Below are 13,026 nucleotides of genomic sequence, written 5' to 3' on the forward strand. Positions count from 1 at the left end.
CATACGGACGGGCAATGAATGGCAACGACAGGAGACAAGCCCATGGGCACGATAACGATGTTGATCAATGGCGAAACGCGGCAGGCCGGCAACGGCGCCACGTTCGAGCGCCGCAACCCCCTGGATGGAGCGGTGGCCACGTCCGCCCCCGCGGCGACGGCGGCCGACGCAGTTGCCGCCGTCGAAGCCGCGGCCGGCGCGTTCGCCGCCTGGTCCCGCACCGGACCGGGCGAGCGCCGCGCCCTGCTGCTCAAGGCCGCCCAGGCCATCGAAGACAAGGCGCAGAGCCTGATCGAGGCGATGGCCTCGGAAACGGGCGCCGCCGCGCCGTGGGCCGGGTTCAATGTCCACCTGGCGGCGGACATGCTGCGCGAAGCCGCCGGCATCACCACCCAGATCAGCGGCGAAGTCATCCCGTCCGACGTCCCGGGCAGCCTGGCCATGGCCCTGCGCCGCCCGGCCGGCGTGGTGCTCGGCATCGCGCCGTGGAACGCCCCGGTGATCCTGGGCGTGCGCGCCATCGCCACGCCGCTGGCCTGCGGCAATACCGTGGTCTTCAAGGGTTCCGAACTCTGCCCGGCCACCCACGGACTGATCGTCGAGGCTTTCAAGGATGCGGGCTTTCCGCCCGGGGTCGTGAACTTCGTGACCAACGCGCCGGCCGACGCCGCCGAGGTGGTCGAAGCCATGGTGGCGCATCCGGCGCTGCGCCGCGTCAACTTCACCGGCTCTACCCGCGTGGGCAAACTGATCGCGCAGACCTGCGCCAAATACCTCAAGCCGGTCGTGCTGGAACTGGGCGGCAAGGCGCCCCTGGTGGTGCTCGACGACGCCGACCTGGAAGCCGCGGTCAACGGCGCGGCCTTCGGCGCCTTCGCCAACAGCGGGCAGATCTGCATGAGTACCGAACGGCTGGTGGTCGACCGCAAGGTGGCCGACGAGTTCGTCCGGAAGCTCGCGGCCAAGGCGTCGAAGCTGCCGCTGGGCGATCCGCGCAAGGGCCCGGTGGTGCTGGGCTCGGTGGTCGACCAGGGAACGGTCGAGCGCTGCAATGCCCTGATCGACGACGCGCTGGCCAAGGGCGCCACGCTGGTATGCGGCGGCAAGGCGGAGAACACCCTGATGCCGGCCACGCTGCTCGACAACGTGACGCCGCAAATGCGCATCTACCACGAAGAAAGCTTCGGCCCGGCCAAGCCCGTGGTGCGGGTGGACGGCGTCGAGGAAGCCGTGCGGGTGGCCAACGACAACCCCTATGGCCTGTCGGCGGCCGTGTTCGGGCGCGACATCGCCCGCGCCTGGGACGTCGCCAACCGCATCGATTCGGGCATCTGCCACGTCAACGGACCCACCGTGCACGACGAGGCCCAGATGCCGTTCGGCGGCGTGAAGGATTCGGGCTACGGCAGGTTCGGCGGCAAGGCCGGCATCGACGCGTTCACCGAGCTGCGCTGGATCACCGTGCAGACCGCCGACCGCCACTACCCCTTCTGATCTTTCGTAAAGGTGCATCCATGAAACTGCTACCAACCCTCGCGGTGCTCGCATTCGGCCTGGGCGCCGGCGGCGCCGTCCACGCGCAGCAATGGCCCGCCCAACCGGTCCGGGTCGTCGTCAACTTCGCGCCCGGCGGCGCGGCCGACCTGTTGGCGCGCGTCATCGGCCAGCCGCTGCAGGAAGCGCTGGGCCAGCCCGTCGTCGTCGAGAACAAGGCGGGCGCCGGCGGCAATATCGGCGGCCAGGCCGTTGCCGAGGCAGCTCCCGACGGCTATACGCTGCTGATGAGTTCGGGCGGAATGGTCTCGATCAACCCCCACCTCTATGCCAAGATGCCCTTCGACCCCGCCAAGGACCTGATCCCGGTCGCGGCGGTCGCGCGCGTGCCGTTCTACCTGGTGGTGCGCGCCGACGGCGGGCCGAAGGACTTCCAGCAATTCATCGCCGACATGAAGGCGCATCCCGGCAAGCGCTCGTTCGGCTCCCCCGGCAACGGCACCTCGCCCCACCTGGCCGGCGAGATGATGATGAGCGCCACCAAGACCGAGGCGGTGCACGTTCCCTACCGCGGCGCCGGCCCCGCGCTGACCGACCTGCTCGCGGGGCAGATCGATTTCCTGTTCGACCCGGGCATCGCCATCCAGTACGTCAAGGCCGGCAAACTGAAGATGCTGGCGGTCGCGAGTCCAAAGCGTTCGCCGCAATTCCCCGACCTGCCGACCCTGGACGAACTCGGCCTGAAGGATTTCGACGCCGATGCCGTGTTCGGACTCTACGCGCCGGCCCGCACGCCGCCCGCCGTCGTCGAGAAGCTGAACACCCAGGTCAACCGCATCCTCGGCACCGCGGCGGTCCAGGAGAAGATCATCGGCATGGGCAACATACCCGAGCAGATGAGCCCGCGCGAGTTCGGCGACAAGGGCTCGCTGGACTTCAAGCGCATGGGCGCGATCATCCGCGAGAAAGGCATCAAGGCCAACTGAGGGCGCACGCCTTCCCGCGCCGCGCTTCACGGTAAAGCGCGGCGCGCCTCACTCGGCGCTGCCGGCATAGCCTGCCAGGTCCTTGAGCAGGACCGTCATGCCGCCGCTGCCGATCTCGTCCTCCATTTCCTGCTGCGCGACCGCCACCGCGCGGCCGAAGGCATCCAGCCATGCAAGCCCGACCCCGGTGAACCGGACGATGCGGGCGCGCTTGTCCGCCGGGTCCGCGACGCGTTCCACCAAGCCCATGTCCTCGCACTGGCCGATCAGCTCGTTCATAGCCGCGTTGGTCATCGCCGAGCGCCGCGCCAGGTCGGTGATGCGGGTGCCGTCCAGGTCCAGGTGGCGCGTCAGGTTCACGTGCCAGCGCCGCGTCTCCGAATGGCCGGCTTCGCTCATGAGATCCATGACCCGCTGCTCGAAACGGCGCAGCGCGCCGCTGAGCACGCGGCCGGGATTGTGGGTTCGCCAATGGTAGGCGTGCTTGTCTGGGGTTTTCACGATGGCCGGATTCTGATTGCACACGCCGATTTACTTTGGTAACCTAAATAAATACCGCATCGGCGGGTGCGTAGACGAAAGGAAGAACATACGATGCTTGACGACGCGCAGTCTACCGCCCGGGGCAAGACCCGGCTCGAAGTCGATGTCCTGGTCGCCGGCGGCGGCCCGTGCGGGCTGATGCTCGCCAATGAGCTCGGCCCGCGCGGGGTGAGCTGCCTGGTGGTCGATTCCAAGCCGGGCACGGCTTTCAATCCGCAGGCCAACGCCACCCAGGCCCGCACCATGGAGCACTTCCGCCGCCTGGGCTTCGCCCATGAGATCCGGGCGCTGGGGCTGCCCGCGGACCACCCCACCGACATTGCCTACTTCACCCGCTACACGGGGCACGAACTGGCGCGCATCCAGTTGCCGACCGCCGCCGAAGCCACCGTCCGGATCAAGACGATGACCGGCTCCTGGAGCGCCGCAGAGCTGCCCCACCGGGTCTCGCAGAAGTTCGTCGAAGCGACGCTGCGGCGCCATGCGCAAGCCTGGCCCACCAACGACGTGCGCTACGGGTGGAGCCTGCGCAGCTTGCGCGACGAGGGCGATTTCGTCAGCGCGACGATCCAGCCCGCCGCCGGCGGCGAGGAAGTGGAAGTGCGGGCGAAATTCCTGGTCGGCGCGGACGGAGCGCGCAGCTTCGTGCGCACCGCGCTGGGCATCGAATGGGGCGGCGTCACCGGCATCCAGCGCGAGTTCATGGGCGGCAAGATGTTCGCCATCTACCTGCGCTCGCCGGCCTTCCTGCCGGCGCTGCCGCACCCCAAGGCCTGGATGTACGTCGCCGTCAACCACCAGCGGCGCGCCTTCATGGCCTCGGTGGACGGCCAGGCCGAGTACGCCTTCCACGCCGCGGTCCACCCGGGGGAAGACGCCGACAACTGGACCGAGGAAGACGCGCGCCGCGTCTTCGCCGAAGCCGTCGGCGCGCAGGTCCCGATGGAAATCCTGTCCATGGGCACGTGGCTGGCCGGACACGCGCTGGTGGCGCGGCAATTCCAGCGCGGCCGGGTATTCATCGCCGGCGACGCCGCGCATCTGTTCACGCCCACCGGCGGCCTGGGCTACAACACCGCGGTCGAAGACGCCGTCAACCTCGCATGGAAGCTGGCCAGCGTCGTCAAGGGCCAGGCCCCGCTGTCGCTGCTCGACAGCTACGAAGCCGAGCGCCGGCCGCTGGCCGAGCGCAATACCGGCTTTGCCCGGCGCTTCGCGGATTCGGTGGGCCTGTTCCGCGCCCGGCCCGAACTGGAGGAAGACTCGCCGACCGGCGAGGCCGAACGGCAGGTCGCCATCCAGCACCTGAACGACCATGCGCGGCTCGAATTCAACATTCCCGGCGTCACCTTCGGCGGACGCTACGACGGCTCGCCCATCATCGCGGGCGACGGCACGCCGCCGCCTCCCGACGAGCCGAACCAGTACATCCACACCGCCAGCCCGGGCGGGCGGCCGCCCCACGCCTGGCTGGAAGACGGTCGCTCGCTGTTCGACCTGTTCCACCGCGAGTGGACGCTGCTGGTGCTGGGCGAACAGGAAACGCCCCACGACGCGTTCCTCGCGGCGGCGCGCAGGCGCGGCATCGATCTGCAAGCCGTGCGGCTCGCGGCGCCCGCGGTGCGCGAGTTGTACGAAGCCCCACTGGTGCTGATCCGTCCCGACCAGATCGTCGCCTGGCGCGGCGCGAACGCCGGCGAGGCGGACGCGATCCTGGCCAGGGTGACCGGCCAGCAGGCGTAAGCAGAGCAACGGAGAAACGACCATGCGCAACCTGAATCAAGACACCATCACCGACGCCGTCCTGGCGCGCCATGCCGGCTGTGCCGATCCGCGCCTGAAGCGGATCCTGACCAGCCTGGTCCGCCACCTGCACGATTTCGCGCGGGAAGTGGAACTCACCGAAGAGGAATGGGGCCGCGGCATCGAGTTCCTGACCCGATGCGGCCACATCACCGACGACAAGCGCCAGGAATTCATCCTGCTCTCGGACGTGCTCGGGCTGTCCATGCTCACCGTGGCGCAGAACAACGACAAGCCGGCCGGATGCACCGAGGCCACCGTGTTCGGCCCGTTCCACGTCCAGGGCGCGCCGCACTACGAGCCCGGCGCGGACATCTCGAACGGCGCGCGCGGTATTCCCTGCCTGGTGCGGGGCACCGTACGGGGCGTGAACGGAGAGCCGGTGCCGCATGCGCAGATGGACGTGTGGCAGTCCGACGAGGACGGCCTCTACGACGTCCAGCATGCCGAGCTCGACCACGCGCAGGCGCGCGGCATCCTCCATGCCGACGAGCAGGGCCGCTATCATTTCCGCTCCATCCTGGCCGTTCCCTACGCGATTCCGCACGACGGTCCGGTGGGAGAACTGCTCGAAGCCGCTGGGCGGCATCCCTGGCGGCCCGCCCACCTGCACTTCATGATCGAAGCGCCGGGCTACGAAACCCTGATCACCCACGTCTTCCGCAGCGACGATCCCTACCTGGACTCGGACGCGGTGTTCGGCGTCAGGCAGTCGCTGATCGCCGACTGGGTCGAGCAGCCCGACGGCACCTACCTGGTCGAGTACGACTTCGTGCTCAATCCCGCGGCGGCCGGCAGCCAGGCCGGCGCCGGCAACGAACACTGAGGAGCCCGCCATGAAAGACTTCATCTACAACGGCCAGCCCGCCCGGGTGGTCTTCGGCCGGGGCGCGCTCGCCTCCCTGGAGCGGGAAATCGACCTGCTGCAGGCCAGCCGCGCGCTGGTGCTGTCCACGCCCGAGCAGCAGGACCAGGCGCGCCGGATCGCCGACCTCCTGGGAAGCCGGGCGGCCGGCATCTTTGCCCGCGCCGTCATGCACGTCCCCATCGAAACCGCGCGCCAGGCGCGCGACGAGGCGCGGCGCCTGGGCGCCGACTGCGCAGTCGCCATAGGCGGCGGATCGACCATCGGCCTGGGCAAGGCCATCGCGCTCGATTCGGGGCTGCCGATTCTTGCCATCCCCACCACCTACGCCGGCAGCGAAATGACTCCGATCTTCGGCATCACCGAAGCGGGGCTGAAGAAAACGGGCAAGGATCCGCGCGTGCTGCCGCGCACGGTCATCTACGATCCCGACCTGACGCTCACCCTGCCGCAGGCGCTCAGCATCACCAGCGGCATGAACGCCATCGCCCATGCGGCCGAAGGCCTGTACGCGCGCGACGGCAATCCCATCATGGAGCTCATGGCCGAGGAAGGCATACGCGCCCTGGCCCGCGCGCTGCCCGCCATCCGCCGCGACGCCGGCGACCTGGAGGCGCGCAGCGATGCCCAGTACGGCGCGTGGCTGTGCGGCACGGTGCTGGGCAACGTCGGCATGGCGCTGCATCACAAGCTCTGCCATACGCTGGGCGGCACCTTCAACCTGCCTCACGCCGAGGTGCATACGATCATCCTGCCGCACGCGATCGCCTTCAACGCGGCCGCCGCGCCGGACGCCATGCGCCGCATCGAACGCGCGCTGGACGCGGCAGGCCGCGCCAGCGCGGCCGCGGCCCTGTTCGACCTGGCGCGCGACAACGGCGCGCCCGTGGCCTTGAAGGACATCGGCGGCATCGCCGAGGCAGACCTGGACCGCGCAGCCGACCTGGTCGTCAGCGCGCCGTACTGGAACCCCAGGGAAATCGATGCCGCGCAGCGCGGCGACATCCATCGCCTGCTCTCCAACGCCTACCACGGCATCCGGCCGGACTGAGCGCGCGGTTGGGCCCGGGCCGCCGGCGGCCCGGCGGGCGATAGAATGCCAGCTCGTACGGCGCGTAGGCATGCCCGCCATGGCACTCATAGACATCAGTCCACCGCTTTCTCCCGCCACCCCGGTCTGGCCCGGCGACACGCCCTTCGAGCAGGCCGGGGTCTGGCGCATGGAAGGCGCCTGTCCGGTCAACGTGGGCCGCATGACGCTCTCGCCGCACACCGGCGCGCACGCCGACGCCCCGCTGCACTACGCGCGCGACGGCGCGCCGATCGGCAGCGTGCCGCTCGACGCCTACATCGGCCCCGCCCGCGTCATCCATTGCGTAGGCGTCCGTCCGCTCATCGAGCCGCACCACATCGCGCATGCCTTGCAGGACACGCCGCCCCGCGTGCTGCTGCGCACCTATGCGCGCGCGCCCATCGAGGCCTGGGACAGCGGCTTCTGCGCCGTATCGCCCGCCGCCATCGACTTGCTGGCCCGCCGCGGCGTGCGGCTGGTGGGCATAGACACCCCTTCCATCGATCCGCAGGAATCCAAGACCATGGATGCGCACCGCCGGGTCCATGCCGCGGGGATGGCCATCCTCGAAGGCCTGGTGCTCGACCAGGCGGCCGAAGGCGACTACGAACTGATCGCGCTGCCGCTGCGCCTTGCCGCACTGGACGCCAGTCCGGTTCGCGCGGTGCTGCGACCGCTGCGCTGACACCCTGCCCCGGCAGCGGGACGCCCGCCGCGCCCGGCGGCCACTCACGTTTCAGGACCCCCGACCATGAACACTCCCGAGAAACCGTCCGCCTCCACCGCGCAGTGGCACGACGCCCAGATGGATTTCTCCAAGTCCATGAGCTATGGCGACTACCTCGGCCTGGATGCGCTGCTGAGCGCCCAGCACCCGCTCTCGTCCGACCACAACGAACTGCTGTTCATCGTCCAGCACCAGGTCAGCGAGCTGTGGATGAAGCTGGCCCTGCACGAACTGAACGCCGCGCGCGCCTGCATCCGGCAGGACGAAGTCGAGCCGGCGCTGAAGATGCTGGCGCGCGTCTCGCGCGTGTTCGAGCAGCTGGTCAACGCCTGGGTGGTCCTGTCCACGCTGACGCCCTCGGAATACACGCGCTTCCGGCCTCACCTGGGCTCCTCCTCCGGCTTCCAGTCCTTCCAATACCGGCAGATCGAATTCGTGCTGGGCAACAAGAACGCCAACCTGGTCGCGCCGCACGCCCACCATCCCGAGCGCAAGGCGGCGGTCGAGGCGGCGCTGCATGCGCCCTCGCTCTACGACGAAGCCGTCATGCTGATGGCGCGCCGCGGCCTGGCCGTCGCCCCCGAACGCCTGCACCGCGACTGGACCCTGCCCACCGTCTACGACGCCTCGGTCGAAGCCGCCTGGCTGACGGTCTACGCCGACCCGGACGCCCACTGGGACCTCTACGCGCTGGCCGAAAAACTGGTCGACCTCGAAGACATGTTCCGCCAATGGCGCTTCCGCCACGTCACCACGGTCGAACGCGTGATCGGCTTCAAGCGCGGCACCGGCGGCACGGCGGGGGTGAGCTATCTGCGCAAGATGCTGGACGTGGTGCTGTTCCCCGAGCTGTGGCAGATGAGAACGAGTCTGTAACCTCCCGGCTACAATCTTTGCACTACAAGGAAATCCGCCCCATGTTCGAGCACGTACCCCGCTATGCCGGCGACCCCATTCTGTCGCTGGTCCAGACCTTTCTGAAGGATCCCCGCCAGAACAAAGTCAACCTGAGCATCGGCTTCTACTACGACGCCGAGGGCAAGGTTCCGGTGCTGGACAGCGTGGCGCAGGCGCGTGACCGCATCGATGTCTCGGCGCCCGCCGTATACCTGCCGATGGAAGGCGACGCCCAATACCGCAAGGCGGTCCAGGAAGCCGTATTCGGCGCCGACCACCCGGCGATCGCCGAAGGCCGCATCGCCACCATCCATACGCTGGGCGGCTCGGGCGCGCTCAAGGTGGGCGGCGACTTCCTGAAGGCGCACTTCCCCGGCAGCGAACTGTGGATCAGCGACCCCACCTGGGAGAACCACTACAACATCCTGGGCGGCGCGGGCTTCGAGATGCACGCCTTCCCGTACTACGACGCCGCCACCAACGGCCTGCGCTTCGAGGAAATGCTCGCCGCGCTGCGCCAGCTGCCCGAACTCGGCGTCGTGCTGCTCCAGCCTTGCTGCCACAACCCCACCGGCATCGATCCGACGCGCGAGCAGTGGGCGCAGATCGCCGATGCGCTGGCGGAGCGCAATGCCATCCCGTTCTTCGACATGGCCTACCAGGGCTTCGGCGACGGCCTGGACGAGGATGCCTGGATCGTGCGTGAAATGGCCAGGCGCGGCGGCGCCATGCTGGTCGGCAACTCGTTCTCCAAGAGCATGTCGCTGTACGGCGAACGCGTGGGCGGCCTGTCGGTGGTCTGCCCGACGCCGGACGAGGCCGCGCGCGTACTCGGCCAATTGCAGGCCACCGTACGCAAGAACTACTCCAGCCCCGCGCTGTTCGGCAGCCGCGTGGTCGGCACGCTGCTCAACGACCCCGGGCTGCGCGCCGCCTGGCACGGCGAGGTCGCGCAGATGCGCACCCGTATCAACGCCATGCGCCGCGGCCTGCGCGATCGCCTGCAGGCGCTGCGGCCGGACCTGGACGTCGATTACTTCGTGACCCAGCGCGGCATGTTCAGCTACACCGGCCTGCGTCCGGAGCAGGTGGACCGCCTGCGCGACGAGTTCGGCGTCTACCTGATCCAGTCGGGCCGCATGTGCGTGGCCGGGCTGTTCGAAGCCAACCTCGACGCCGTGGCGCAGGCCATGGCGAAGGTGATGGACTGAACGGATGCCGTTCCCGCCCGCGCGCCCGATAGCGCGGGTGGTTGTATAGAACAATTCTCGACTCGACGGATAGAGTCTCCCCACTAGAAGCCGCCGCGTTACGGCGGCCAGTGTCCGGCCCCCGCGGCCGGCACGCCATTCAGTGAGGAGAGCTCTATGCATTACGTCGTCCGCAACGCCTGGTACGTCCTCGCCTGGTCGAAGGAAATCGGCGACACCCCGTTCTCGCGCCGGGTCCTGGACGAGCCCATCGTCGCCTACCGCAAGCGGAACGGCGAATTGGCGGCGCTGCTCGACCGCTGCGCGCACAAGCTGGTTCCGCTGTCGCTGGGGCAGGTCGTGGACGACACGCTGCAGTGCGGCTACCACGGACTGCAGTTCGACGGCTCCGGCGCCTGTGTACACGTTCCCGGCCAGGACAGGATCCCGCCCGCCGCCCGCGTCAGGAGCTTCCCCGTAGCCGAGCGCTACGGCGCCGCCTGGATCTGGATGGGCGACCCTGAACGCGCCGACCCCGGCCTCATCCACGTCATCGAACGCTACGACACGCCGGGCTGGGCAGTGCTGTGGGGCGAACGCCAGCATCACCTCACGCACTACCTGAACATCGTCGAGAACCTGCAGGATCCGGCCCATACGACCTACACGCACCGCAGCACCATCGGCAACCCGGCCTCGAGCGAAGTCGCCCCCGTCACCGAAGAGGCCGACGACCACATCGTCACCTACCGGTGGACGCTCGATGCGGAGCCGCCTCCCATCGATCGCGCAAGCGGCGCCTTCGAGGGCCTGACCGACCGCTGCCAGTACTACCGCTTCTTTCCGCCGTGCGTGTCGCGCGTCGACGTAGTGACGATGGATGCGGGCCAGGAGCACACCGAGGCCAACATGGACCGCGGCCGGCGCGCATACAGCTACAAGTTCCTGACTCCCGAGACCGATACCAGCACCCATTTCTTCTGGATGCACGTGCGCAATTTCGGCGTGGGCGACGCCGATTTCGAAGCGCGGCTGGCGTGCGAATTCAGCCGCACCTTCCAGGAAGACAACGTCGTCACCTCGGCGATGCAGCGGGAACAGAACGTTACCGGCTTGCGCCAGACGGCCTGGCTGAACATCGACGCCGGGCCGGCCCGCGCGCGCCGCATGATCGAAAAAATGGCAGCCGCAGAAGCTGCCGAGGCCGCGGGGGCCGCGTCGCCCGCCGACGCGGTTTCCCGCCGAACGGTGGCGGCATCCTGACGTGATGCCTGCCGGCTCACGATCCGCCGCCGTTCATTCCCACGATGTCCGACCAAAGGAGACTCCCATGCGCCGCAGACCTTTCCGCACGCGCCCCCAAACCCGCCGATTCGCGCCGCCGCTGCTCGCCAGCCTGGCGCTCGCCCTGGCCGCAGCGCCAGCCTGTGCGGCCGAATCCGACGCGCAGTACCCGAGCAAGCCGATCCGCTTCATCGTGCCGTTCACGGCCGGCGGGCTGACCGACAAACTGGCGCGCAGCGTGGCGCACGACCTGCAGGAAGCCTGGCAGCAGCCGGTGATCGTCGAAAACAAACCCGGGGCCGGGGGCACCATCGGCGCCGATCACGTGGCCAAGGCGGCCGGCGACGGCTACACCATCCTCCTGGGCACCCATGCGACCCATGCCATCAACGTCACCCTCCTGAAGAACCTGCCCTACGACGCCGTGGGCGATTTCACGCCGGTCAGCCTGCTCGCCACCGTGCCGAACGTCCTGATGGTGCATCCGTCGGTTCCGGCGAACAACGTGCAGGAACTGGTCCAGTTGGCCAGACGCAAGCCTGGCACGCTCAATTTCATTTCGCAGGGCATCGGGACCTCGGGCCACATGTCGGGCGAGCTGCTCAAGTCGCTGGCCGGCATCGACATGACGCACATCCCCGCGCGAGGCCCAGCCCAGGCGCTCAGCGACGTCATGGGCGGCCATGCCGACATACTGTTCGACTCGGTCGCGATCGGAATGCCGGTCGTGCAGTCGGGCAAGGTGCGGGCCTTGGCCGTCACCGGCCGGGAGCGCTCGCCCGCGGCGCCCGACCTGCCGACGATGATCGAGGCCGGCGTGCCCGACTACGAGATCGTGCTGTGGTTCTCGGTGTTCGCGCCCAAGGACACGCCGCCCGCCATCGTCGCGAAACTGAACCGCGAAATCGTGCGATCGATGAACAAGCCCTCCGCGCGCGCCGGCTTCGTCCAGGACGGCATGACCGTGGCCGCTTCGTCGCCCGAACAGCTGCGGGATTTCCAGAAGGCGGAGATCGTGAAGTGGGCCAAGCTGATCAAGGCATCCGGCGCCAGCGCGAACTGACCGAAGACGGCCGGAAACCGGCCGCCGCGCTACCAGACGTCCAGCAGGTCGGGCCGGGTGGACGCCCGCTGCCTGCTGCCGCCGCCGCGGCGGTCGGCCTTCTCCTTCAGCGGGTAGGTCTGGTTGAGCTGTTCGGCCGCGCTGGTCAGGCGGCCGAGCGCGCGGTCGAGCGCGTCGATCTCGTCCGGTTCCAGCGTCGTCAGGATGCGGGTATTGATGTCGGAAGTCAGCGGAAACAGTTCGGCATGCAATGCCCAGCCCTTGTCGGTGAGCGATACCGCGCTGCGGCGCCGGTCGCCGTCGCCGCCGCCCCGCGCCAACAGCCCCTTGTCGACCAGGGCGTTGATCGCGCGCGAGACCAGCGGGCGATCGGTATGGGCGCAACGGGCCAGCTCGGAAGGAGAGAGCGTTCCGTAGTCGGCCAGCATCGCGATCAGGCGCCACTCGCGGCGGCTGATGCCGAAGCGGCCTTCGCACAGCCGGATCAGCAGCGCCCCGCTGACCGACAGCAACCGCGCGATTCGGTAGTTGAGCAGTTCTTCGCACCTTACCGGCCGTTCGAACGACATGGCGATTTCCCCACTCCACCGGCGACGTTGATTAGAACAATCAGACACATGAAAGCTAGAGTCATTCTCCATAAAAACAGCAGGGCTCACAAGTCCGTGCCTGCGAGCCCGGCCGCCGTGCATCGGCGCCTCGCAGCCCTTTTCTTTCTTCGACCAAGGAGCGTTACTCCATGACGACCCCGCAGCGCGACCGCTCTCGCCCCATCTCGCGATCGCTCGTCTTCGACCTGCAGCTTTCCTGGAAAGGCTACCGGATCAACAAGATGTGCAACTCGCTCACCGACCCGGCCAACCGCGCCGCCTACAAAGAGAACGAAGAGGCCTACATGGAACGCTTCGGACTGACCGAAGCACAGAAGGAACTGGTGCGCGCGCGCGACTTCACGGCCCTGCTCGATGCCGGCGCCAACGTGTACTTCCTGCTCAAGCTGGGCGTCGTCACCGGCATCCCGCTCTATGCCATGGGCGCGCAAATGCGCGGCGAAACCTACGAGGCCTTCCTGGCCACCCGCAACGACAAGGGAGCAACCTGA

General features: G+C 68.5%; 13 protein-coding genes. 11 read left to right on the forward strand and 2 right to left on the reverse strand.

Annotation, left to right across the window (positions count from 1 at the left end):
* The first annotated feature begins 42 nt into the window (after positions 1 to 42).
* Together PIGHUM_RS03765 and PIGHUM_RS03770 are read left to right on the forward strand one after the other, a co-directional pair.
* A complete protein-coding gene (locus PIGHUM_RS03765) occupies positions 43 to 1,494 on the forward strand; it encodes an aldehyde dehydrogenase (RefSeq protein ID WP_124077919.1) in 1,452 nt (483 codons plus the stop codon).
* A gap of 20 nt (positions 1,495 to 1,514) precedes the next feature.
* On the forward strand, positions 1,515 to 2,480 hold the full coding sequence (locus PIGHUM_RS03770; protein WP_124077920.1) for a Bug family tripartite tricarboxylate transporter substrate binding protein: 966 nt from the start codon (positions 1,515 to 1,517) through the stop codon (positions 2,478 to 2,480).
* Positions 2,481 to 2,528: 48 nt separating this feature from the next.
* On the opposite strand, the gene PIGHUM_RS03775 is transcribed toward PIGHUM_RS03770, so the two are convergent.
* On the reverse strand, positions 2,529 to 2,981 hold the full coding sequence (locus tag PIGHUM_RS03775) for a MarR family winged helix-turn-helix transcriptional regulator (RefSeq protein WP_246012890.1): 453 nt from the start codon (positions 2,979 to 2,981) through the stop codon (positions 2,529 to 2,531).
* A 93-nt stretch (positions 2,982 to 3,074) separates the two neighbouring features.
* Here PIGHUM_RS03775 and PIGHUM_RS03780 point away from each other — a divergent pair, with 93 nt between their 5' ends.
* The 8 genes from PIGHUM_RS03780 to PIGHUM_RS03815 all read left to right on the forward strand — a co-directional run bounded on the left by PIGHUM_RS03780 (position 3,075) and on the right by PIGHUM_RS03815 (position 11,924).
* Positions 3,075 to 4,766, forward strand: coding sequence for an FAD-dependent oxidoreductase (locus PIGHUM_RS03780; RefSeq protein WP_124077921.1), 1,692 nt, complete (start codon positions 3,075 to 3,077; stop codon positions 4,764 to 4,766).
* A 22-nt stretch (positions 4,767 to 4,788) separates the two neighbouring features.
* Positions 4,789 to 5,652 carry an intradiol ring-cleavage dioxygenase gene (locus tag PIGHUM_RS03785; protein WP_124077922.1) on the forward strand — a complete coding sequence of 288 codons (864 nt, stop codon included), beginning with the start codon at positions 4,789 to 4,791 and terminating at the stop codon, positions 5,650 to 5,652.
* 10 nt (positions 5,653 to 5,662) lie between these two features.
* Positions 5,663 to 6,742 carry a maleylacetate reductase gene (locus PIGHUM_RS03790; protein ID WP_124077923.1) on the forward strand — a complete coding sequence of 360 codons (1,080 nt, stop codon included), beginning with the start codon at positions 5,663 to 5,665 and terminating at the stop codon, positions 6,740 to 6,742.
* Positions 6,743 to 6,821: 79 nt separating this feature from the next.
* Complete coding sequence (gene kynB / locus PIGHUM_RS03795; RefSeq protein WP_281279047.1) at positions 6,822 to 7,448, forward strand: arylformamidase; 627 nt, start codon at positions 6,822 to 6,824, stop codon at positions 7,446 to 7,448.
* A gap of 66 nt (positions 7,449 to 7,514) precedes the next feature.
* Complete coding sequence (gene kynA / locus PIGHUM_RS03800) at positions 7,515 to 8,366, forward strand: tryptophan 2,3-dioxygenase (RefSeq protein WP_124077925.1); 852 nt, start codon at positions 7,515 to 7,517, stop codon at positions 8,364 to 8,366.
* A gap of 41 nt (positions 8,367 to 8,407) precedes the next feature.
* Positions 8,408 to 9,598: an amino acid aminotransferase gene (locus PIGHUM_RS03805; protein WP_124077926.1), complete on the forward strand. Its 1,191-nt coding sequence runs from the start codon at positions 8,408 to 8,410 to the stop codon at positions 9,596 to 9,598.
* A 156-nt stretch (positions 9,599 to 9,754) separates the two neighbouring features.
* Positions 9,755 to 10,840 carry an aromatic ring-hydroxylating dioxygenase subunit alpha gene (locus PIGHUM_RS03810; RefSeq protein WP_124077927.1) on the forward strand — a complete coding sequence of 362 codons (1,086 nt, stop codon included), beginning with the start codon at positions 9,755 to 9,757 and terminating at the stop codon, positions 10,838 to 10,840.
* Positions 10,841 to 10,907: 67 nt separating this feature from the next.
* The gene (locus tag PIGHUM_RS03815) at positions 10,908 to 11,924 is read left to right on the forward strand and encodes a tripartite tricarboxylate transporter substrate binding protein (RefSeq protein WP_124077928.1); all 1,017 of its coding nucleotides are present in this window, start codon (positions 10,908 to 10,910) and stop codon (positions 11,922 to 11,924) included.
* A gap of 29 nt (positions 11,925 to 11,953) precedes the next feature.
* Here PIGHUM_RS03815 and PIGHUM_RS03820 read toward each other — a convergent pair whose 3' ends face one another.
* The gene (locus PIGHUM_RS03820) at positions 11,954 to 12,493 is read right to left on the reverse strand and encodes a MarR family winged helix-turn-helix transcriptional regulator (protein ID WP_124077929.1); all 540 of its coding nucleotides are present in this window, start codon (positions 12,491 to 12,493) and stop codon (positions 11,954 to 11,956) included.
* 170 nt (positions 12,494 to 12,663) lie between these two features.
* On the opposite strand from PIGHUM_RS03820, the gene PIGHUM_RS03825 reads away from it, so the two are divergent.
* On the forward strand, positions 12,664 to 13,026 hold the full coding sequence (locus PIGHUM_RS03825; protein ID WP_124077930.1) for a protocatechuate 3,4-dioxygenase: 363 nt from the start codon (positions 12,664 to 12,666) through the stop codon (positions 13,024 to 13,026).

Origin of the sequence: Pigmentiphaga humi (genome assembly GCF_900606115.1) — a bacterium.
Lineage (GTDB): Bacteria > Pseudomonadota > Gammaproteobacteria > Burkholderiales > Burkholderiaceae_B > Pigmentiphaga > Pigmentiphaga humi.